A 17,971-nucleotide genomic window follows, 5' to 3' on the forward strand; every position below is an offset into this window, starting at 1 on the left:
TCTTATTCTGTCTCGGCAACCTAGTGCCAATCGGGGGCGTTGGCCATAGGGCCAAGCGTGAATTCCCATCAAGCCAGCGTACCGCAAAAGCAAAACAATTTGCCCTCCGGTACACTTGCGTCGTTATGTTAGATACCTTGACCAGTCGCCCATCAATCGGGGCTTACTCGGGCAGCGCAATCTCCTGACTGTTTTCCGAATAGAAACCGCGTCCATACCTAATTGCAACAGCACGCTTGAATTCCTCGCATGCTAATGTGTGGACAACGAGCATCCTACCTTCGCGAATATTGTAAGGTTCACCATCGTTAAGTATGATCGGTGCCCAGTAGGTTTCTCCGTGACTTCGCCAGTTTTCTTCCCAGCCGAGAGCCAACTTTTGCGCATCTTCGAGAGCCAATACTCCGCCTATGGCGTCAACAATCCAATCCGCAGGTCGGTTGGTCCGCGCTGTTTCACCATAGAAATAATCGCGAGGCTTGGAAGACAAGTTGGCTATTTGTGATCCAACTAGTTGAGCCATCGTGTTGGCGTAGTCTACAGCGATGCAGTGTCTGATCTTCTCTACTTCGGTAGCGTCTGCAGGGAAAACGGAAGAAGGCAACTCTGCGTTCGCCAGAGAGGGCAGCGCAAGAAGCACTGCACCCTTGATTGCTCGCTTCACAATTTACCCCAGGCTGACGCTCGCAGCGCTTTCCGGCAGTTCTTCGTCAAAGCAGCGCTGATAGAACTCGGCCACGGTCTGACGCTCCAGCTCGTCGCATTTGTTCAGGAAGGACAGGCGGAAGGCATAGCCGACATCGCGGAAAATCTCTGCGTTTTGGGCCCAGTTGATTACGGTCCGTGGGCTCATAACGGTGCTGAGGTCGCCGTTCATGAAAGCGGTCCGGGTCAGATCGGCAACAGTTACCATCTGGCTGACGGTCTTGCGGCCCTCGGCGGTATTGTACAGAGGCGCCTTCGACAGAACGATCATCGTCTCGGCATCGTGGCTGAGGTAGTTCAGCGTCGAGACCAGCGACCAGCGGTCCATCTGTGCCTGGTTGATCTGCTGCGTGCCGTGGTAGAGGCCGGTGGTGTCGCCAAGACCGACCGTGTTTGCGGTGGCGAACAGGCGGAAGTTTGGGTTCGGCGTGATGATCTCGTTCTGGTCCAGAAGCGTCAGCTTGCCATCATGCTCCAACACGCGCTGGATCACGAACATCACGTCCGCCCGGCCCGCATCATATTCGTCAAAGACGATCGCAACCGGGTTGCGCAGCGCCCAGGGCAGAATGCCCTCGTGGAACTCGGTCACCTGTTTGCCGTCGCGCAGCTTGATCGCATCCTTGCCGATCAGGTCGATCCGGCTGATATGGCTGTCGAGGTTCACGCGCACGGCAGGCCAGTTCAGACGGGCCGCGACCTGTTCGATATGGGTCGATTTTCCAGTGCCGTGATAGCCCTGGATCATCACCCGGCGATTGTGCGAAAAGCCCGCCAGAATAGCCAATGTGGTTTCCGGGTCGAACTTGTAGGTCGGGTCGATCACCGGCACACGGTCACTGCGCTCGGCAAAGCCCTTGATGGCCATGTCGGTATCAATGCCGAACACTTCACGGACCGAGATTTCCTCGGTTGGTTTTGCGTTGATATCGATCGATCCGTCAGCCATGCGCCTTGTCCTTATCAATTGGCCCGAATTGCCGGGTTTGAACCCGTGTGTGGTGCAACATATTGCGGGTAAGGGCAAGGGAAAGACGCCGACCAGAAAAGCTGAGCCGGTTTTTCTTTGAAACTGGCCTTATCGCACATGGTGTCGACCGGCGTTTCCTGATCAGAACAGGGGTGTGGGGTGCGAAAGAAACTGCGGAACCGTTGCACAATTCCAGCTTGCATAACGACAATTAAACTCGACCAAGAGGAGTTCGTGACATTTGAGATTTCGGCGACTAGGTTGCTTTGAAGGAAGGTCAGGTGGAACTCCGCGCGGGCCGATTTTAGTAGGGTTGAATTAACATGACAAACTTTGTTGGCCTGACGTCAGGCAGTGATCTGACCGAGGTATTGAAGCTGTTTCCACGCAATTCAGAAATGCTGGTCCGTCTGCTCCATAGCATCATGTGCGCTGAGGGCGAGCTGACACGCGGCGAGCGTGAAGCTATTGCCGCGTTTATTTCACATCACAACACTACCCCTTACTGCACCTTCTATCACACGATGTTCGCCGAAGTCTTTTCTGGACCGATCGAAACCACCAATGAGCGAATTCAGCCGCTTTTGGGCTATGCGCTCAGCTTGCGGGGCAGGAACAGTGATGAGATTGCCATTGCCAGCAACGCCGCCCGCAACGCGGGGTGGAGCGAAAGGGCGATGTACGAAGTGGTCGAGGTGTGCGGCATTTTTGATTTCGTTAACACGATCGTCCTGGCCGCGGGCCTCAATGTTCCCGAGGGTCCCATGGATTCCGCCCCGACCTTGGAAAGTCTTGAGCGGTTTTATGCGGATACCGCGGACGTTCTGTCCGCGTAACAGTTTTGCCGGGCGGGTTGCCACAATTGGCGGTCGCCCACGCTTTTACGTTGCTTACTTGAAGTTACGACTGTCCTTGATCTGATCCCAGGCCCAAACAACCTCTTGCAGCTGTTCTTCCTGTGAGCGATCGCCGCCGTTCATGTCAGGATGCAGAACCTTGATCAGTTTTTTGTACGCCTTGCGCACCTCGGCCTTGGACCAGCTGTCATTTGCTTCCAGAATCTCGATCGCGCGGCGTTCGGTGGGGGGCAGGCGACGGCCACCACCACCAGAGGTGCGGCCTTTGTTCTGCGTGCTGTTCGAGCCCAGGACCTGATGCGGGTCTTCGATGCCCAGACGCGCCCAGGCGCGGGCTTCTGGGTCGCCCATCGGTTTGGTCTCGCGTTCCCAGACCTTGTCTTTCGAGCGCTGTGCGTTCAGCTCGGCCTCGGTGGTGCCGTCGAAGAAGTTCCACTTCTGGTTATATTCGCGCACGTGCTGCTGGCAGAACCAGTAAAAATCATCCAGCACATCCGGCGCCTTGGGCGCACGGAATTTGCCCGGCTCTTCGCAGCCGGGATGGTCGCAGATACGCACTGATGTTTCGGACGCGCCCGACATGCCCCGCCGCCCGCGCGGTTTCTTTTTCTTGGCGCTGGATACGGACATATCGAATCCAAACGGGTCTGATTTTTCCATTTGCCTGCTCCTGCGAACGCGTCTTTTCGACTCGGAGGCAGCAGTTTAACGTAAGGGACACAGAGTAGAAGAGGGAAGCGGCAAAAATTTTGTCGCAGGGCGAAAAAATGACCATGTCTGACGAAATTCGTAACCGCCTTCAGGCGGCATTCACCCCGCGTGAGCTGGAGGTCGTGGACGATAGCGAAAGTCACAGAGGACATGCAGGGTTTCGCGAGGGCGGAGAAAGCCATTTCAACGTCCGTATCCGCTCGGACGCGTTCAAAGGTCAGTCCCGCGTCGCCCGCCACCGGGCGGTCCATGCGGCGCTGGGCGATGTGGTCCCCCGCATTCACGCGCTGGCTCTTGATATCGACACCTAAGGAGTGGCTGGGCCTTCTTGGCCCGAGGTCAGGTCTTTGAACATGAAAGTCGTCGGCTCCAACCGAGTGTCGAAAGGATTTCGACAATAATTCGGAATTTCTCCGGCAATTTGAAAACCGAGGCTTTGGTATAGGATGCGCGACGGGTCGGTGCTGCGCGTGTCCAGTACCAGCGTCGTCCGTCGCAGTTCGACCGCGCGCGATTGCAGTGCTGCCATCAGCGCGCGACCCAGCCCTTTGCGGCGCGCGTCGGGGCGAACCAGCAGCTTGGCCACATCCGCACGATGCGGTTGGTTGGGCATTTGCGCCGGTATCAGTTGCACGGTTCCCAGAACGCGTCCGTCCTGACGGGCCACGAATAAATCCAGCGTGCCGCGCCGAAGTCCCTTTCGGACGGAGTTTTGCCAATAGGCGCGCGCATCGTCCCTGGAAAAAGGCAGGATGAACCCGATGCTGGCGCCGGCATGAACGCAGCCGTACAGAATTTCTGTCAGATCCTCTAGCGCCGCGTCAAAGGAAGTGTCGGTCAGGCGTGTGATCATATCAGAAACAACATGTAACGGGCGCCCCGGGTGGCGCTGGTTTCAAAGCGGGTCGGCCCGGACAGGTGATACCGCAGGCAATCACCCCCTGTCAGGTCATGCGGTGTGCCATCCACCGTCAGTGTCAGCGAGCCGTCCAGCATGATCAGGTGATGTTCCTGCCCCGGTTTGGGCGGCGCGTCATAGGCGATGACAGTGCCCGGCGGCAGGTGCCCTTCCAAGACTTCGCCGCTTAAACCGGCGGCCGGGGGTGAGACCGATCTGCGGGTAAACCCGGTTTCAGGGTCGCGCCATTCCGGTTGCCGCTCGAACGGGACGCGGGGGTCAAAACTGTCTTCGACCATCATCAGCAGGCGCGACATTGGAAGACCGAATGCCGCGCATAACCGCCCGAGTGTTTCAGCCGTTGGACTGACCTCGCCCTTTTCCATGCGCGACAGTGTTGCGCGGCTAATGCCGCTGTGTTCGGCAAGTTGGTCAAGGGACCACGCGCGCGAAGTCCTCAACTCACTGAGGCGGTTTGCGAGGCGGTTTGAAAGCGTATCCAGCACCGATCATATCCGGGAAATATTCTCTGATACGACCATTCTTTACTATTCTTAACTACGCCGCAACGAAAAAGAGCGCAGGCAATGCCGCGCTCTTTCACCTATCGGATAGCGGTTGCTTTACTTCCAGCCAACTTCGTTAAAGATCTTCTGCGCTTCTGGCAGGTTCTTGGCCACCTCAGACAGATTGACATCGTCCGCCTTGAATTCGCCCAACTGTTTGACCGAGTCCGCGACCTCGACGCTTGCAACCGCCGGGAATTCGTCATTGCCGCCCGAGAAATATTTCTGCGCGCTATCGCTGGCCAGATACTCCAGGAACAGGATGGCGTTTTCCTTGTTCGGAGCGTTGGCGGCAACGCCCGCGCCGGACAGGTTCATATGCGCGCCATAGCTGTCCTGATTGGGAAACACGAAACCCACTTTGTCGCGTTCAGCCGACAATCCTTTGACGTCTTTGCGGATCGCGCGGGCAAAATAATAGGTGTTCGAAACCGCTATTTCGCACTCGCCCGACACAATGCCGCGCAACTGATCGGTGTCACCACCCTGCGGTGCGCGGGCCATGTTCGCGACTATGCCTTCGGCCCAGGCCTTGGCAGCCTCAGTCCCTTCATGCGTGATGATCGAGGCCAGCAAAGTCTGATTATACGTATTGTTGGACGAGCGAATGCAGATCATGCCCTTGTATTCGGGCTTGGCCAGATCGGCGTAGGTGGTCGGCGGGTTGGTGACGTTTTCCTTGTCGAAGAAAATGATGCGTCCCCGTTGGGAAAAGCCGAACCATTGATTGTCAAGGTCTTGCAGGTTGGCCGGGATACGTTCTTCCAGCACATCGCTGTCGATCGATTGAAGGATGCCCGCATTCTTGGCACGCGACAGCCGCGAGGTATCGACTGTCAGCAGAATGTCTGCGGGTGAGTTCGCGCCCTCTGCCTCCATCCGCGCGATCAGTTCGTCTGCCTTGCCTTCAATGCGGTTGATGGTGATGCCTGTGGCCTCTTCGAATTCTGCATAGAGGTTTTCGTCGGTGTCATAGTGGCGCGACGAATAGAGGTTCAGTTCGCCTTCAGCGATGGCCGATGTAGCGATCAGAGCAGAAAGGGCAGAGGCGATGCAGCTCGTGGACTTCAGCATGATGTATCCCAATGTTGAGTGTGGTCATACAGGGAAAACCTGATTGTTTTTCTCAATTAACCGAAGTGAGCCGCTTTGCAAGTGAAACCATGAAATAAATCTGCCTAAATCCGCGACGTGAGAGGATTTGATCGGTCTTGGGTGCGGCTTGTTTGTTCAGCATCGCGACAAAGTTTGGTCCTAACCGCTTCGGCTGCGTGGATTCTGGCGGAGTACTGGCACAGGGCTGCAAAAAAGATAAACTATCTTCGAGGTGCTGGCAGACCTCGGTACAAGGTCTGAATCTAAGGGAAAGACGCAATGGCAGAATCACTGGCCAAAAAGCTCGAAAAGTCGAATCTGGGTCACTGGATGGCGCGGTTCGAAGGATTCATGGTGTTTGTCGGCGTTGTCGGACCGTTTGCGACGTTGCCGCAGCTTGTAAAGCTGTACTTCACCCATTCGCAGCATGCGACCGGTCAGTCCCTGCTGTCATGGTCACTTTATGCGGGGCTATCGCTGCTTTGGTTCACATACGGGTTGGTTGTCGGCAAACTGCCCATCTATGTGGGAAACGGGATTTCGATGGTCCTCAACCTGTTGATGGTCGTTGGAATCTTGATCCATGCAGGGATGACATTCTGACTGTCGCCAAAATGATTACCGGACATGAAAAAAACCGCACCCGGAGGCGCGGTTTTTTCAAACAGCTATGTGCAGTTCTCAGCCCTGGCGAGCTTTGAACTTGCGCTGCGTCTTGTTGATCACGTAGACGCGGCCTTTGCGACGCACAACACGGCAGTCACGGTGCCGGTTCTTGAGCGAGCGGAGCGAGTTCTTGACCTTCATGGGTCTGTCTCCATTTTGCGGCGCCTTCATCAAAAAGACCTGGCCAGCGCCTGGGTTAGCGGGTGCCCCGGGTCAGACCCGAAACAGTGATACGATGGTGGGCGGTACAAGGATCGAACTTGTGACCCCTTCGATGTCAACGAAGTGCTCTACCGCTGAGCTAACCGCCCACGAACCTTTGCGTGCCCAGCCCCATAACGAAATGGGGCGCGGAACTCCGCGCCGGTGACGGGCTCTATAAAAGGAGTCGTTGGGGGGATCAAGGGGTTTGGCAGAACTATTTTCCAGTCTATGTTCAACATGAACAAGGAGTGCTCATGCCGACCGCCGCTTATGATCTGGACTTACCTGAAAACCGCAGTTCTTGCGTGGTTTTTGCGTCGCCCCATAGCGGTCGGGACTACCCCGAGGCGTTCTTGAAGCGCTCGGTTCTGAATCGCAATGTGATTCGATCCTCGGAGGACGCGTTTGTTGATCAACTGTTCGACGGGGCCTCGCGATATGGTGCCCCTTTTCTGAAAGCCGCGATGCCGCGCGCCTATCTGGACCTCAATCGCAGCGCCGACGAAATGGATCCGGCGCTGATTCAAGGCGCGCGCCGACAGGGGCACAATCCGCGTGTGGCCTCGGGGCTGGGCGTGATTCCCCGGGTCGTGGCCAACGGACGGTCGATCTATCACGGGAAACTGACAATGGATGAGGCGCGGCTGCGGATCGACACTTACTGGCGGCCATACCATACGCGTCTGAAATCCCTTCTGGCTGAATCACATGAAAAATTCGGGCAGGCGATCCTGATCGATTGCCATTCGATGCCGCACGAGGCAGTGGCGACCACCAGCAGCGGGCAAACCAGACGGCCCGATATCGTCCTGGGGGATCGCTTTGGCGCGTCGGCGTCTGGCGTGATCGTAGATCAGATCGAAGCGGCCTTTGCAGCGGCAGGGCTGAATGTCGCCCGAAATGCGCCCTTTGCCGGTGCCTATGTGACGCAGACCTACGGGCGGCCCGGTCGCTATCAGCACGCGGTCCAGATCGAGATCGACCGATCGCTGTACATGGATGAAGACCGGATCGCGCCCAATGAGAATTTCCAGGCGTTCCGCGAGATTTTGGACGAAGTTGTGTCAGAGATCGCTGCGATCGGTGCGCTTCCGGCCCGTCTGGCGGCTGAATAAGGATCAGCGCAGCGCGCGACCCTTTACGATTGCATCAGTTCCGAACCGTTTCCGTATCGCATCCGTTGCGCGCTCGGCCTGTGACCGCCGCGCGGCGCCCGGATCCAGCAGATCGCCGGATGTATCCGCCTGGTCTTCAGGGCACAGATCGGACAGGCCGCAACCCAGCAGGCGATAGGGGCCCTGATCGCCGACCTGATCGAACAATCCACGGGCAGTGCGATAGATCCGATCTGCAATCTGGGTTGCATCGCGCAGCGAAACGCGCCGGGTGATAATCTTGTGGTTGGCTTTCTTTAGCTTCAGCGTCACCACGCGCCCGGCCAATCCCTTGGCCTTGGCCCGGTCTGCTACCTTTTCTGACAGACGCCAGATATGCCCATCCAGAATGTCGATACAGGCCGTGTCCTCGAAGAACGTTGTTTCGTTGCTGATCGACTTCATCGGCTCATGCGCCGAAACGCGCCGTTTGTCCTGACCTCGCGCCAGATGCCAGAGCCGGTACCCCATCGCGCCGAACCGTGCGGTCAGCGCCTCCTGATCCCAGCGCAGCAGATCGGCGAAGGTGCGAATACCTGCCCGGTCGAGCGATTCCTGTGCCGCAGGGCCGATTCCCCAGATCAGGCGCACCGGCTTGTCGTGCAGGAACGAGGCTGTCTCGGCCTTACCGATCACAGAAAACCCGCGTGGTTTGTCCAGATCCGAGGCGACCTTGGCTAAGAACTTGTTGTGGCTCAACCCGATCGAGCCGGTCAAACCCAGTTCATCTTTCATGCGCTTGACCAGCCGCGCAAGCATCGCCGCCGGTGGAGCGCCATGCAGCCGGGCGGTTCCGGACAGGTCCATAAAGGCTTCGTCTAGCGACAGAGGTTCCACATCCGGTGTCAATTCGTCCATCATCGCGCGAATCGCGCGCGAGGCTTCGGCATAGACCGACATGCGCGGCTTGATCACGACTGCGTCGGGGCACAGTTGCAACGCCTTGAACATTGGCATCGCCGACCGAACGCCCCGGATGCGAGCGACGTAACATGCGGTCGAGACGACCCCGCGCTTGCCACCGCCGATAATCACCGGCTTGTCAGCCAGTTCAGGATTGTCGCGTTTTTCGACCGAGGCGTAAAACGCGTCGCAATCCATATGGGCGATGCTCAGGTCGAACAGTTCAGGATGGGAAGTCACGCGGGGACTGCCGCAGGACGGGCAACGCCGTTCGTCGGTCAATGAGGTCAGGCAATCTCGGCAAAGACCGGGCATCCACATCCTCTTGCAGCGGGGCAGTAGATTTGGAACCCTTCTTATATCACCCCTTACGCGTGATCAAAGGCCCTGCGGTACGTTCGTGTATGTCCAAAAGAAGACCCCCGCTTTGCGCGGGGGAGAGGTAACGGACCTCAGGAAGAAGCGGTCCGTTGGGGAGTGTATCAAGGCTAGAATCGTTCAAAAAACCCATCCGCGATAGCCTGAACGCGACATTGTCAAAACTCGACTTTTGCATGTGTGTTTTCAGGCACAGGGACAAATTGGCGCGGGCAACCCAAAAATTGACGTTACGTCAACTGGTTGCAGCGCATTCTGCACCAAAAACGGCGGAGAAACACGCCAACCGGGTCAGTTCAGTTTCAGAGAATTTAGCTCGGCCAGAACCGCCTCGGCCGCAGCTTTGGGGTTTTCGGCCTGGTAGATCGGACGTCCAACGACGATATGGTCGGCGCCGTCACCGATCGCGCTGGCCGGGGTGGCCACGCGTTTCTGGTCTCCGAGCGCCGTGCCTGCGGGGCGTACGCCCGGTGTCACAATCAGACGGCCCTGGGCCTGGGGAAGGGCGCGGATCAGCGCAGCCTCTTGCGGGCTGGCGATAACACCGTCGGCTCCGGCGTCCAGCGCTTTGGCGGCGCGCTCGACCACGAGGTCCTGCATATCGCCCGCTTTCAGCAGGCTGGCGTCCAGATCATCCCGGTTCAGCGAGGTCAGGATTGTCACCGCAAGAATCTTTAGGTCCTTGCCCGAAGCCCCCTCTTTTGCGGCGCGGACCACATGCGGATCGCCATGCACCGTCAGGAAATCGAGATCGAATTGCGCCAACCCACGCACCGCGTTTTCCACGGTGTTACCGATGTCGAACAGTTTCATATCCAGAAAGATGCGCTTGCCGTGATCCTGTTTCAGCTCATTGGCCAATGCCAGCCCGCCGCCGGTCAGCATGCCCAGGCCGATCTTGTAGAACGACACGGAATCCCCCAGCCGCTCGGCCATGGCCAGACCCTGCAGGGCGTTGGGAACATCAAGGGCAACGATCAGACGGTCATCGGACATTGGGGCAAGCTCCTTTTTGGCAAACGTCTGCGTCCTAACGGGTTCGGGCCGGTCTGTCCATGCGCAGCGCGTGTCCTGTGCTATGGTCACCGGATTAGCCAAAGGGGACCGACATGAGAAAACTTGTTCTATTTTGCATTGTTTTGGCCGCGTGTCAGGAAACACCGTCCGAGTCTGCGGTCACCGCGGTTGCTCCGCCCAACGATGATTTGCGTTTCGTAGGGGGCTATCGCGCAACCGATGACGAGTGCCAACTGACCGGAGAAACAGCGTTTACTGTGAACTTTCTGGACGATGCGGCAGACTTGGTTTCCTGCCCGACCGGCAGCGACGCGGCGCGATCTCTTGTCGATATGTATGGGGCGCGGGAACTGGCGGAAACAGGGGGGTACACCGTTTATACAGTTGCGCGGCGTTGATTTTTGGCAAGTATGAAAATGGCGTTGATCGCAATGAGAAGAACTCCGGACAGTTCCAAAACCCAGTTCATCCGAATGGACAGAAAATCTGCGCTCAGCAACGCGTCGACGTTATGGAACCCGGCGGCGCGGATCATCACAAAGCATATGAGGGCAATAAGCCCGAGCAACGCCAACCCGATCTGTCCCAGATGTCTGCGCAGTAGCCAAAGGCTGACAATCGCAATCCAGATGCCGCTAAACGCGACCACCAGAATGAAACCGATCTGCAGTGAACGTCGATCCTCGTACCAACCTTGCATCTGCGACAGGCAGCGCGCGGCGGCAGTCAACGCCGATTGCAGATCAAGCTGCTTGTTGATCATCAGAGCCAGCAACAGCAGCGTCAGGATCAACCAGAACGATCTGACCGCCAGGTCTGCAGGTTTGCGCATTGCGCCCAGACACAAAATTGCGGTGATACCGTAAGCAGCGACAGTCAGCCATCCCATCAGGCTGGGGTCACCTATAGTAGGCGACCATTGCTCAGAAACACAGATGCGCAGACCATTTAACGAAACCATTGCGTGGCGTTCTCAATACCGGTTCGGTATCGTTGATTTGAGGCAATTCACCTTCGATTTGCAAGCGCAGAGTATTGACTGCGTTATTGTGACGAGATGACCTTGAATACACGTCGATATTACCCAAATTGAATGTGAGGCCCAAACCGACGCGTGCCGCCTAGCGGGCGCATCACCAAGGGGCGCTTATAGAAGGAGATTACTATGGACTTGAACAAGTTCACCGAGCGGGCACGGGGTTTCGTGCAGGCGGCGCAGACGATTGCGCTGCGCGAGGGGCACCAGAGGCTGGAGCCTACGCATATACTCAAGGCATTGATGGATGACGCTCAGGGGCTGGCAAGCAATCTGATCACGCGCGCTGGCGGCGCGCCAAGCCGCGTGGTTGAGGCGCTGGACGCTGCGATGGGGAAAATCCCAAAGGTCAGCGGCGACGCGAGCCAGATTTACATGGACGGCCAGACCGCCAAGGTTCTGGATGAGGCCGAGAAGATCGCCACCAAAGCAGGCGACAGCTTTGTGCCGGTCGAACGCGTTCTGATGGCGCTTTGCATGGTGAAGTCCAAGGCCAAAGAGGCATTGGAAGCCGGTGCCGTTTCCGCCCAGAAACTAAATGAGGCGATCAACGATATCCGCAAGGGTCGCACTGCTGACACGGCCTCGGCGGAAGAAGGCTATGAAGCCCTCAAAAAATACGCGCGTGACCTGACCGAGGCGGCGGCCGAGGGCAAGATCGATCCGATCATCGGGCGGGATGAGGAAATCCGCCGCTCGATGCAGGTTCTGTCACGCCGCACCAAGAACAACCCTGTTCTGATCGGTGAACCCGGCGTCGGTAAAACGGCGATTGCCGAAGGCATGGCTTTGCGCATCGTGAATGGTGACGTGCCGGAATCGCTGAAGGACAAGAAGCTGCTCGCGCTCGACATGGGTGCGCTGATTGCCGGTGCGAAATACCGTGGTGAGTTCGAAGAACGCCTCAAGGCGGTTCTGACCGAGGTCACCGAAGCCGCCGGTGAGATCATCCTGTTCATCGACGAGATGCACACGCTCGTCGGGGCTGGGAAGTCCGACGGCGCGATGGACGCTGCCAACCTGATCAAGCCCGCGCTTGCCCGGGGTGAGCTGCATTGTATCGGTGCGACGACGCTGGATGAGTACCGCAAATACGTCGAAAAAGACGCGGCCCTTGCGCGCCGGTTCCAGCCCGTTGTGGTGGCTGAACCGACCGTCGAGGACACGATCAGCATCCTGCGCGGCATCAAGGAAAAGTACGAGCTGCACCACGGCGTGCGGATTTCCGACTCTGCGCTGGTGTCGGCGGCGACCTTGTCGCATCGGTACATCACCGACCGCTTTCTGCCAGACAAAGCCATCGATTTGGTCGATGAGGCCGCGTCGCGTCTGCGGATGGAGGTGGATTCCAAGCCCGAAGAACTCGATCAGTTGGATCGCCAGATCTTGCAAATGCAGATCGAGGAAGAGGCGTTGAAGCTGGAAGACGACGCGGCGTCCAAGGATCGTCTGGAAACCTTGCAAAAGGATCTGGCCGATCTGCAGGAGCAATCCGCCGAGATGACCGCCCAGTGGCAGGCCGAACGTGACAAGCTCGCGGGTGCGCGCGACCTGAAAGAACAGCTCGACAAAGCGCGCGCTGATCTGGAGATCGCCAAGCGTGAGGGCAATCTGGCGAAAGCTGGTGAGCTGTCCTATGGCGTTATCCCAGAGCTTGAGAAAAAGCTGACCGAGGCCGAGAACGCCGAAAGCAACGCCATGATGGCTGAGGAAACAGTGCGCCCGGAACAGATTGCTAGCGTTGTCGAGCGCTGGACCGGTATCCCGACCTCGAAAATGCTGGAAGGTGAGCGTGAGAAGCTGCTGCGGATGGAAGACGATCTGCATTCCCGCGTGATCGGTCAGGATGCGGCGGTGACCGCCGTGGCCAATGCCGTGCGCCGGGCGCGAGCCGGTCTGAACGACGAAGGTCGTCCACTGGGTTCGTTCCTGTTCCTCGGGCCGACCGGCGTGGGTAAGACCGAACTGACCAAGGCCGTGGCGAACTTCCTGTTCGATGACGACAACGCGATGGTTCGCATCGATATGTCCGAGTTCATGGAGAAACACGCGGTTGCCCGTCTGATCGGTGCGCCTCCGGGCTATGTTGGTTATGACGAAGGCGGTGTGCTGACCGAAGCGGTGCGGCGCAGACCTTACCAGGTCGTGCTGTTTGACGAGGTCGAAAAGGCGCACCCGGATGTGTTCAACGTGCTGCTGCAGGTTCTGGACGATGGCGTACTGACCGATGGTCAGGGCCGCACCGTGGACTTCAAGCAGACGCTGATCATCCTGACGTCGAACCTTGGGTCTCAGGCGCTGAGCCAGTTGCCCGAAGGAGCGGACAGCGCGCAGGCGAAACGTGACGTGATGGATGCGGTCCGGGCGCATTTCCGGCCCGAATTCCTGAACCGTCTGGACGAGACCATCATCTTTGACCGCCTCAAGCGGGCCGATATGGATGGCATCGTCGATATCCAGATGGCACGTCTGCAAAAACGTCTGGCCGCCCGCAAGATCGAGCTGGCCTTGGACGATGGCGCCAAGGAATGGCTTGCCAACGAAGGCTATGACCCGGTCTTCGGCGCCCGTCCGCTGAAACGCGTGATCCAGCGTGCCTTGCAGAACCCGCTGGCCGAAGCGTTGCTGGCTGGTGAGATCAAGGACGGTGAAACCGTTCCAGTGACAGCCGGTGCCGAAGGGTTGATCATCGGCGATCGACTGGGCACGTCCGAACGCCCAAGACCGGACGATGCTGTGGTGCATTGATCTGAGACTCAGAACCGAGAAGCCCGCCGAATTGGCGGGCTTTTTTGTGTCTGGCTACCTAGACGCCGCCAAACTCGCGGCTCTTGCGCAGTGCCCGCAACTCATCCGACGACAGTTTCGGACCGGATTTTTCGATGGGCGGCGGCGTCGGTTGCGGCTTGGGCGGGGCATACATTAACGGCTGTTTGGACTCGGCTTTGTTTTTCAGATGCAGATACCCGACGACGCCACCGGCGCATTGCAGGCTGAAAGTCCACACACCGATCAGGACATAGATGACGTAGAGTACGATCAGCGACCAGAGCGGCCGGATCGGGGCGGTGCCTCTGGTCATGTTCACGAATTCCTGCAGCTCGGTTGCCAGGTCTTGGGCCACGCCGGACGCGAAGGTCAGAATCATCAGGACGGAACACAGGATGCTCGCCCCAACATAGCTGAGAATGGTCAGCGCAAAGAGCGGGCCAAACGACGCGCGGAAATGCCGAAATGGCGTATAGGTCATGCCGTCCGGATCGCGCCCGATCGAGGCGGACGCAATCGGAACCAGCATACTGGCACGAATCGAGCACATAGACAGAAACACGGCGATCAGCGCCAGCATCGCGGGTATGGCCCAGGCGGACTCCAGATACCCCAATGCCTGTTCGGCGGTCTGGTTAAGCTGCAGAACCTCGGGCGAAATCATCACCGCCGAAAACGCAGCCATCAAACCGAACACCACAGTCATTCCGACGCCCTGAACCGCACCATATATGATTGCAGGCAGGACCAGCCCCCAAACCCGGATGCTTGGCCGCATGCCCTCGGCCTGCAGTCCGAAGCGTGTTCCAAGCAACACCGGAATTGCGGTCGAAGAGGCGATGATCAGAAACGCCACGATAAAAGTCAGCGCAGGTATCAGCAGGCCGATCAGGAATCCTACCAGAAATCCGACAAAGGCATAGAGCGTGAGTCCGATCAGCATGACGGGAAACACCATCGCAAGGCGCCAGAATATGGAAAATGACAAAGGAATGGCTTGGGAAAAAAGCAATGGGTTGTCCTGTATTCATTGTTCTTGTGCGAGCCGGATAATTAAGCAGCCTCCGCGATGCCAGTCTTTCCTGAGAAGGTGGCAAAAGCAGATCGGTATTGTGTCATTTCCGGACCGACCCGGCAGGATGTCTAGAGAACCAAAAGGCCCACCGAAAGGGTGGGCCATTGTCTCGATTACTTTTTCGGATCATACCAGCGCAAAAATCCGCGCTGGTCCACCCGTGCCGCCTTTGTGCTTGGGCGCGCCAATCACCAATGTTGCGCCGGACGCTGGCACACGGTCCAACCCGGCCAGGCATTCGATCCCAAACCGGCCCGATGGCAGCCAGGCGTAGTGGGTGGCGAAATCGGCGGACATGCCGTGATCCAGTGACAGCGTATCCACCGCGATAGACCGTGCGCCGGTGTCTTCCATCAGCATTTGCGCCGCTTCGACATGGAAGCCGGGATAGTGCTGCGCTTCGCCATCGAAATTCCGGAATTCATCCGTTGCTGTTTTGCCAGCCCAGCCAGAATGCATGGCAACACAGGCACCGTCCGGTATGTCTCCGTTCGCGGCGATCCACGCCTTCACGTCATCTGGCGTGACGCGCGTGTCGGCGTCCTCGGCTGCGCGTGCGGCGATATCCACCACGCACAGCGGTGCAACGAGATCGTTCACCGGTATCTCGTCCACTGATGCCCCATCTGCCGAGAAGTGCAGCGGCGCATCTATATGCGTTCCGGTATGTTCGTTGATCGTCAGATTGAACAGGTTAAAGCCGTGTTCGGCGAAGGTGAACGCCTGCTCGGCCGAGATACCGGGCTCACCTCCCCAAGTCGGAAAATCGGAGCTGAGCGTATGGGTCATATCCTCGACCCCGCCGTGACCCATTGCCAGCGCCGCCGGGGCGCTCGCACCGGTTGCAGCCGCAGCCACGCTTGTGGCAGCGGCAGCCTTGAAGAAGTTTCGCCGCGACAACATTTTGTCTTTGACGGCATTCATTACACAGATGTCACACATATTTGCTTCTCCCTGTCGGCTAAATTTTTTGTGGTCCGCAGATCTGGCTGCGACCTGACCACTATACCCAATCTTGGCGTTCTGGCCTCAATCTTGTGCGATAGAGGCCAGGCAAAGGCGAACGTTACAGCGACTTCGCTCAAACGTGACGCCTGTTTCCTTGGCTCTGTGCTATCAGAGCACTACGTCACATACGACGCTGATACAGGACGGAGACCCAAATGGCGCATCGCTGGACCAACACTTTGACACATGCCGACGTTACCCCGAGGGCGGCGTTCCTGAACCGGCGGCAGGTGATGGCCGGGCTGGCCGGTGTCGGGTTGGCGGGTATCGCACGACCGGGTGCCGCACAGGAGGCGCTTGAGCCGAACACCTGGGAAGAGATCACGTCCTACAACAACTTTTATGAGTTCGGGACCCGCAAGGACGATCCTGCCAAATACGCAGGCGCCCTGACGACCGAGCCCTGGAGCATCAAGATCGACGGTATGGTCGATCGTCCCGGCGATTACGACTTTCAGGATGTGATGGCCGAAACGACCGTTGAAGAGCGGATCTACCGGTTCCGCTGTGTCGAGGCGTGGTCGATGGTGATTCCGTGGAATGGCTTTGAGCTTGCCGATCTGCTGACTATGGCGGGCGTGCAGGCAGGGGCGAAATACGTGGCCTTTCAGACCGCGCTTCGCCCGGATGAAATGCCGGGCGTACAGTTCCCGGTTCTGCAATGGCCGTATCGCGAAGGTCTGCGACTGGACGAAGCTATGCATCCCCTGACCATCATGGCCACGGGAATTTATGACCGTCCGATCCCGAACCAGAATGGTGCACCGCTGCGACTGGTGGTGCCGTGGAAATACGGGTTCAAGTCGATCAAGTCGATCGTCCGCATTACGCTGACGGATGTTGAACCGCCGACAAGCTGGAACATGTCCATTCCGGGTGAATACGGGTTCTACAGCAATGTGAACCCAACTGTGGACCACCCCCGTTGGTCGCAGGCGTCCGAGCGGCGCATCGGCGGCGGTCTGTTTGCCAAACGCGTCCCCACATTGATGTTCAATGGCTACGAAGAAGAGGTCGCCAGTCTGTACGAAGGCATGGACCTGACCAAATTCTACTGACAACGTGCAAGCAGTGAATCATATCCTTCGCATGGTGCCCGTTTGGGCTGTCTATCTGTTAGGAGCGCTTCCGGCGCCCTGGCTGTTTTACCTCGGGCTGACCGGTGGGCTGGGCGTCGAACCGATCGAGGCCCTCGAGCACAGGTACGGTGAGCTTGCGCTGCAACTTCTGGTGTTCGGTCTGGCGATTACGCCCTTGCGGCGGTTCGCCAACCTGAACCTGATGAAGTTTCGCCGCGCCGTCGGAGTGCTTGCGTTCAGCTATGTCAGCTTGCACCTGCTGGTTTGGCTTGTGCTTGACGTTCAGGTCCTCAGTCAGATTTGGGCAGATATCCTCAAGCGCCCTTACATCACTGTCGGAATGGCTGCCTTTTTGCTGTTACTGCCTCTGGCTGCAACGTCGAACAACTGGTCTGTGCGCAAGCTTGGACCACGTTGGCGCAAGTTGCACCGGCTTGTTTTCCCGGCGGCGATTCTGGGCGCGGTTCACTACATCATGCTGGCGAAAGGGTTTCAGATCGAGCCGCTGGTTTATCTGGCCCTCATTCTTCTGCTTCTTGCGCTTCGCCTGCCGATTCCAAATTTGATCAATCGCCGTAGGCAGGCCGACTCTGTGTAATTGAAGGCCGAGTCTGTGGGTAAGTGTGTGAATAAAGGCCAGGTCACTTCATGCGTGCCTGGTAGCTTGGGTGAGTTCTGGTGCAAAGACCCCTTAACGTTATGATTTAATTTAGATTTTATTGATTTGTTTGTTTTTTTGTATTTTTGTGTTTTTTCCACTTGCGCGTGGTTTGGGTTATGCTTAGAACGCCCTTCACCGGCGCTGGTGAGGCGGTTGGGACGCTGCGGTAGCGGTGGAGACACATCGGAGAGACGGTGGGCATCTGAGGTTAGGGTTTAG

20 protein-coding genes and 1 tRNA gene are annotated in these 17,971 nt (G+C 57.8%); 8 read left to right on the top strand and 13 right to left on the bottom strand.

The window, feature by feature from the left end; genetic code table 11:
- Positions 1-163 precede the first annotated feature (163 nt).
- Positions 164-664 (bottom strand): hypothetical protein, encoded by a 501-nt coding sequence (locus tag ACR0LX_RS14350; RefSeq protein WP_480784294.1) that lies wholly within the window; start codon positions 662-664, stop codon positions 164-166.
- Positions 665-667: 3 nt separating this feature from the next.
- The gene (cobS, locus tag ACR0LX_RS14355; RefSeq protein ID WP_480575206.1) at positions 668-1,654 is read right to left on the bottom strand and encodes a cobaltochelatase subunit CobS; all 987 of its coding nucleotides are present in this window, start codon (positions 1,652-1,654) and stop codon (positions 668-670) included.
- 344 nt (positions 1,655-1,998) lie between these two features.
- Here cobS and ACR0LX_RS14360 point away from each other — a divergent pair, with 344 nt between their 5' ends.
- The gene (locus ACR0LX_RS14360; RefSeq protein ID WP_480575203.1) at positions 1,999-2,511 is read left to right on the top strand and encodes a carboxymuconolactone decarboxylase family protein; all 513 of its coding nucleotides are present in this window, start codon (positions 1,999-2,001) and stop codon (positions 2,509-2,511) included.
- Positions 2,512-2,565: 54 nt separating this feature from the next.
- On the opposite strand, the gene ACR0LX_RS14365 is transcribed toward ACR0LX_RS14360, so the two are convergent.
- Positions 2,566-3,192 carry a J domain-containing protein gene (locus tag ACR0LX_RS14365; protein ID WP_480575201.1) on the bottom strand — a complete coding sequence of 209 codons (627 nt, stop codon included), beginning with the start codon at positions 3,190-3,192 and terminating at the stop codon, positions 2,566-2,568.
- Positions 3,193-3,299: 107 nt separating this feature from the next.
- Here ACR0LX_RS14365 and ACR0LX_RS14370 point away from each other — a divergent pair, with 107 nt between their 5' ends.
- Positions 3,300-3,554 (top strand): BolA family protein, encoded by a 255-nt coding sequence (locus ACR0LX_RS14370; protein ID WP_480784295.1) that lies wholly within the window; start codon positions 3,300-3,302, stop codon positions 3,552-3,554.
- Here the strand turns inward: ACR0LX_RS14370 and ACR0LX_RS14375 are convergent.
- The 3 genes from ACR0LX_RS14375 to ACR0LX_RS14385 form a co-directional block, all read right to left on the bottom strand.
- Complete coding sequence (locus ACR0LX_RS14375; RefSeq protein ID WP_480784296.1) at positions 3,551-4,096, bottom strand: N-acetyltransferase family protein; 546 nt, start codon at positions 4,094-4,096, stop codon at positions 3,551-3,553. The two genes, ACR0LX_RS14370 and ACR0LX_RS14375, sit on opposite strands and share 4 nt — an antisense overlap.
- Positions 4,093-4,647: a helix-turn-helix domain-containing protein gene (locus tag ACR0LX_RS14380; RefSeq protein ID WP_480575192.1), complete on the bottom strand. Its 555-nt coding sequence runs from the start codon at positions 4,645-4,647 to the stop codon at positions 4,093-4,095. Before ACR0LX_RS14380 ends, ACR0LX_RS14375 begins: the two co-directional genes overlap by 4 nt.
- Before the next feature lie 117 nt (positions 4,648-4,764).
- Positions 4,765-5,781, bottom strand: a complete 1,017-nt coding sequence (locus tag ACR0LX_RS14385; protein WP_480784297.1) for a Fe(3+) ABC transporter substrate-binding protein — start codon at positions 5,779-5,781, stop codon at positions 4,765-4,767.
- A 300-nt stretch (positions 5,782-6,081) separates the two neighbouring features.
- Here ACR0LX_RS14385 and ACR0LX_RS14390 point away from each other — a divergent pair, with 300 nt between their 5' ends.
- Positions 6,082-6,405, top strand: coding sequence for a SemiSWEET transporter (locus ACR0LX_RS14390; protein ID WP_480784298.1), 324 nt, complete (start codon positions 6,082-6,084; stop codon positions 6,403-6,405).
- Positions 6,406-6,483: 78 nt separating this feature from the next.
- On the opposite strand, the gene ykgO is transcribed toward ACR0LX_RS14390, so the two are convergent.
- Both ykgO and ACR0LX_RS14400 read right to left on the bottom strand, forming a co-directional pair.
- Positions 6,484-6,609, bottom strand: a complete 126-nt coding sequence (ykgO, locus tag ACR0LX_RS14395; protein WP_005648635.1) for a type B 50S ribosomal protein L36 — start codon at positions 6,607-6,609, stop codon at positions 6,484-6,486.
- A 95-nt stretch (positions 6,610-6,704) separates the two neighbouring features.
- A tRNA-Val gene (locus ACR0LX_RS14400) sits at positions 6,705-6,779 on the bottom strand.
- Between the two features lie 147 nt (positions 6,780-6,926).
- Here ACR0LX_RS14400 and ACR0LX_RS14405 point away from each other — a divergent pair.
- Positions 6,927-7,787, top strand: a complete 861-nt coding sequence (locus ACR0LX_RS14405) for an N-formylglutamate amidohydrolase (protein ID WP_480784299.1) — start codon at positions 6,927-6,929, stop codon at positions 7,785-7,787.
- Between the two features lie 3 nt (positions 7,788-7,790).
- Here ACR0LX_RS14405 and ACR0LX_RS14410 read toward each other — a convergent pair whose 3' ends face one another.
- Complete coding sequence (locus tag ACR0LX_RS14410) at positions 7,791-9,044, bottom strand: DNA polymerase IV (protein ID WP_480784300.1); 1,254 nt, start codon at positions 9,042-9,044, stop codon at positions 7,791-7,793.
- Between the two features lie 354 nt (positions 9,045-9,398).
- Complete coding sequence (gene pyrF, locus ACR0LX_RS14415) at positions 9,399-10,103, bottom strand: orotidine-5'-phosphate decarboxylase (RefSeq protein ID WP_480784301.1); 705 nt, start codon at positions 10,101-10,103, stop codon at positions 9,399-9,401.
- A gap of 113 nt (positions 10,104-10,216) precedes the next feature.
- On the opposite strand from pyrF, the gene ACR0LX_RS14420 reads away from it, so the two are divergent.
- Entirely contained in the window at positions 10,217-10,522 is a 306-nt protein-coding gene (locus ACR0LX_RS14420) for a hypothetical protein (RefSeq protein WP_480784302.1), read from the top strand.
- Here ACR0LX_RS14420 and ACR0LX_RS14425 read toward each other — a convergent pair.
- Complete coding sequence (locus ACR0LX_RS14425) at positions 10,501-11,013, bottom strand: isopropylmalate isomerase (protein ID WP_480784303.1); 513 nt, start codon at positions 11,011-11,013, stop codon at positions 10,501-10,503. The two genes, ACR0LX_RS14420 and ACR0LX_RS14425, sit on opposite strands and share 22 nt — an antisense overlap.
- Positions 11,014-11,289: 276 nt before the next feature.
- Here ACR0LX_RS14425 and clpB point away from each other — a divergent pair, with 276 nt between their 5' ends.
- A complete protein-coding gene (clpB, locus tag ACR0LX_RS14430) occupies positions 11,290-13,908 on the top strand; it encodes an ATP-dependent chaperone ClpB (protein WP_480784304.1) in 2,619 nt (872 codons plus the stop codon).
- Positions 13,909-13,966: 58 nt separating this feature from the next.
- Here the strand turns inward: clpB and ACR0LX_RS14435 are convergent, their stop codons facing one another.
- Positions 13,967-14,941: a hypothetical protein gene (locus tag ACR0LX_RS14435; protein WP_480784305.1), complete on the bottom strand. Its 975-nt coding sequence runs from the start codon at positions 14,939-14,941 to the stop codon at positions 13,967-13,969.
- 189 nt (positions 14,942-15,130) lie between these two features.
- Positions 15,131-15,946: a cyclase family protein gene (locus ACR0LX_RS14440; RefSeq protein ID WP_480784306.1), complete on the bottom strand. Its 816-nt coding sequence runs from the start codon at positions 15,944-15,946 to the stop codon at positions 15,131-15,133.
- Positions 15,947-16,167: 221 nt separating this feature from the next.
- Between ACR0LX_RS14440 and msrP the strand changes: the two genes are divergently transcribed.
- Together msrP and msrQ are read left to right on the top strand one after the other, a co-directional pair.
- Entirely contained in the window at positions 16,168-17,070 is a 903-nt protein-coding gene (msrP, locus tag ACR0LX_RS14445; RefSeq protein WP_480784307.1) for a protein-methionine-sulfoxide reductase catalytic subunit MsrP, read from the top strand.
- Positions 17,071-17,074: 4 nt separating this feature from the next.
- Positions 17,075-17,689, top strand: coding sequence for a protein-methionine-sulfoxide reductase heme-binding subunit MsrQ (msrQ, locus tag ACR0LX_RS14450; RefSeq protein WP_480784308.1), 615 nt, complete (start codon positions 17,075-17,077; stop codon positions 17,687-17,689).
- Positions 17,690-17,971: the final 282 nt, after the last annotated feature.

The organism is Ruegeria sp. CH11, assembly GCF_056537105.1.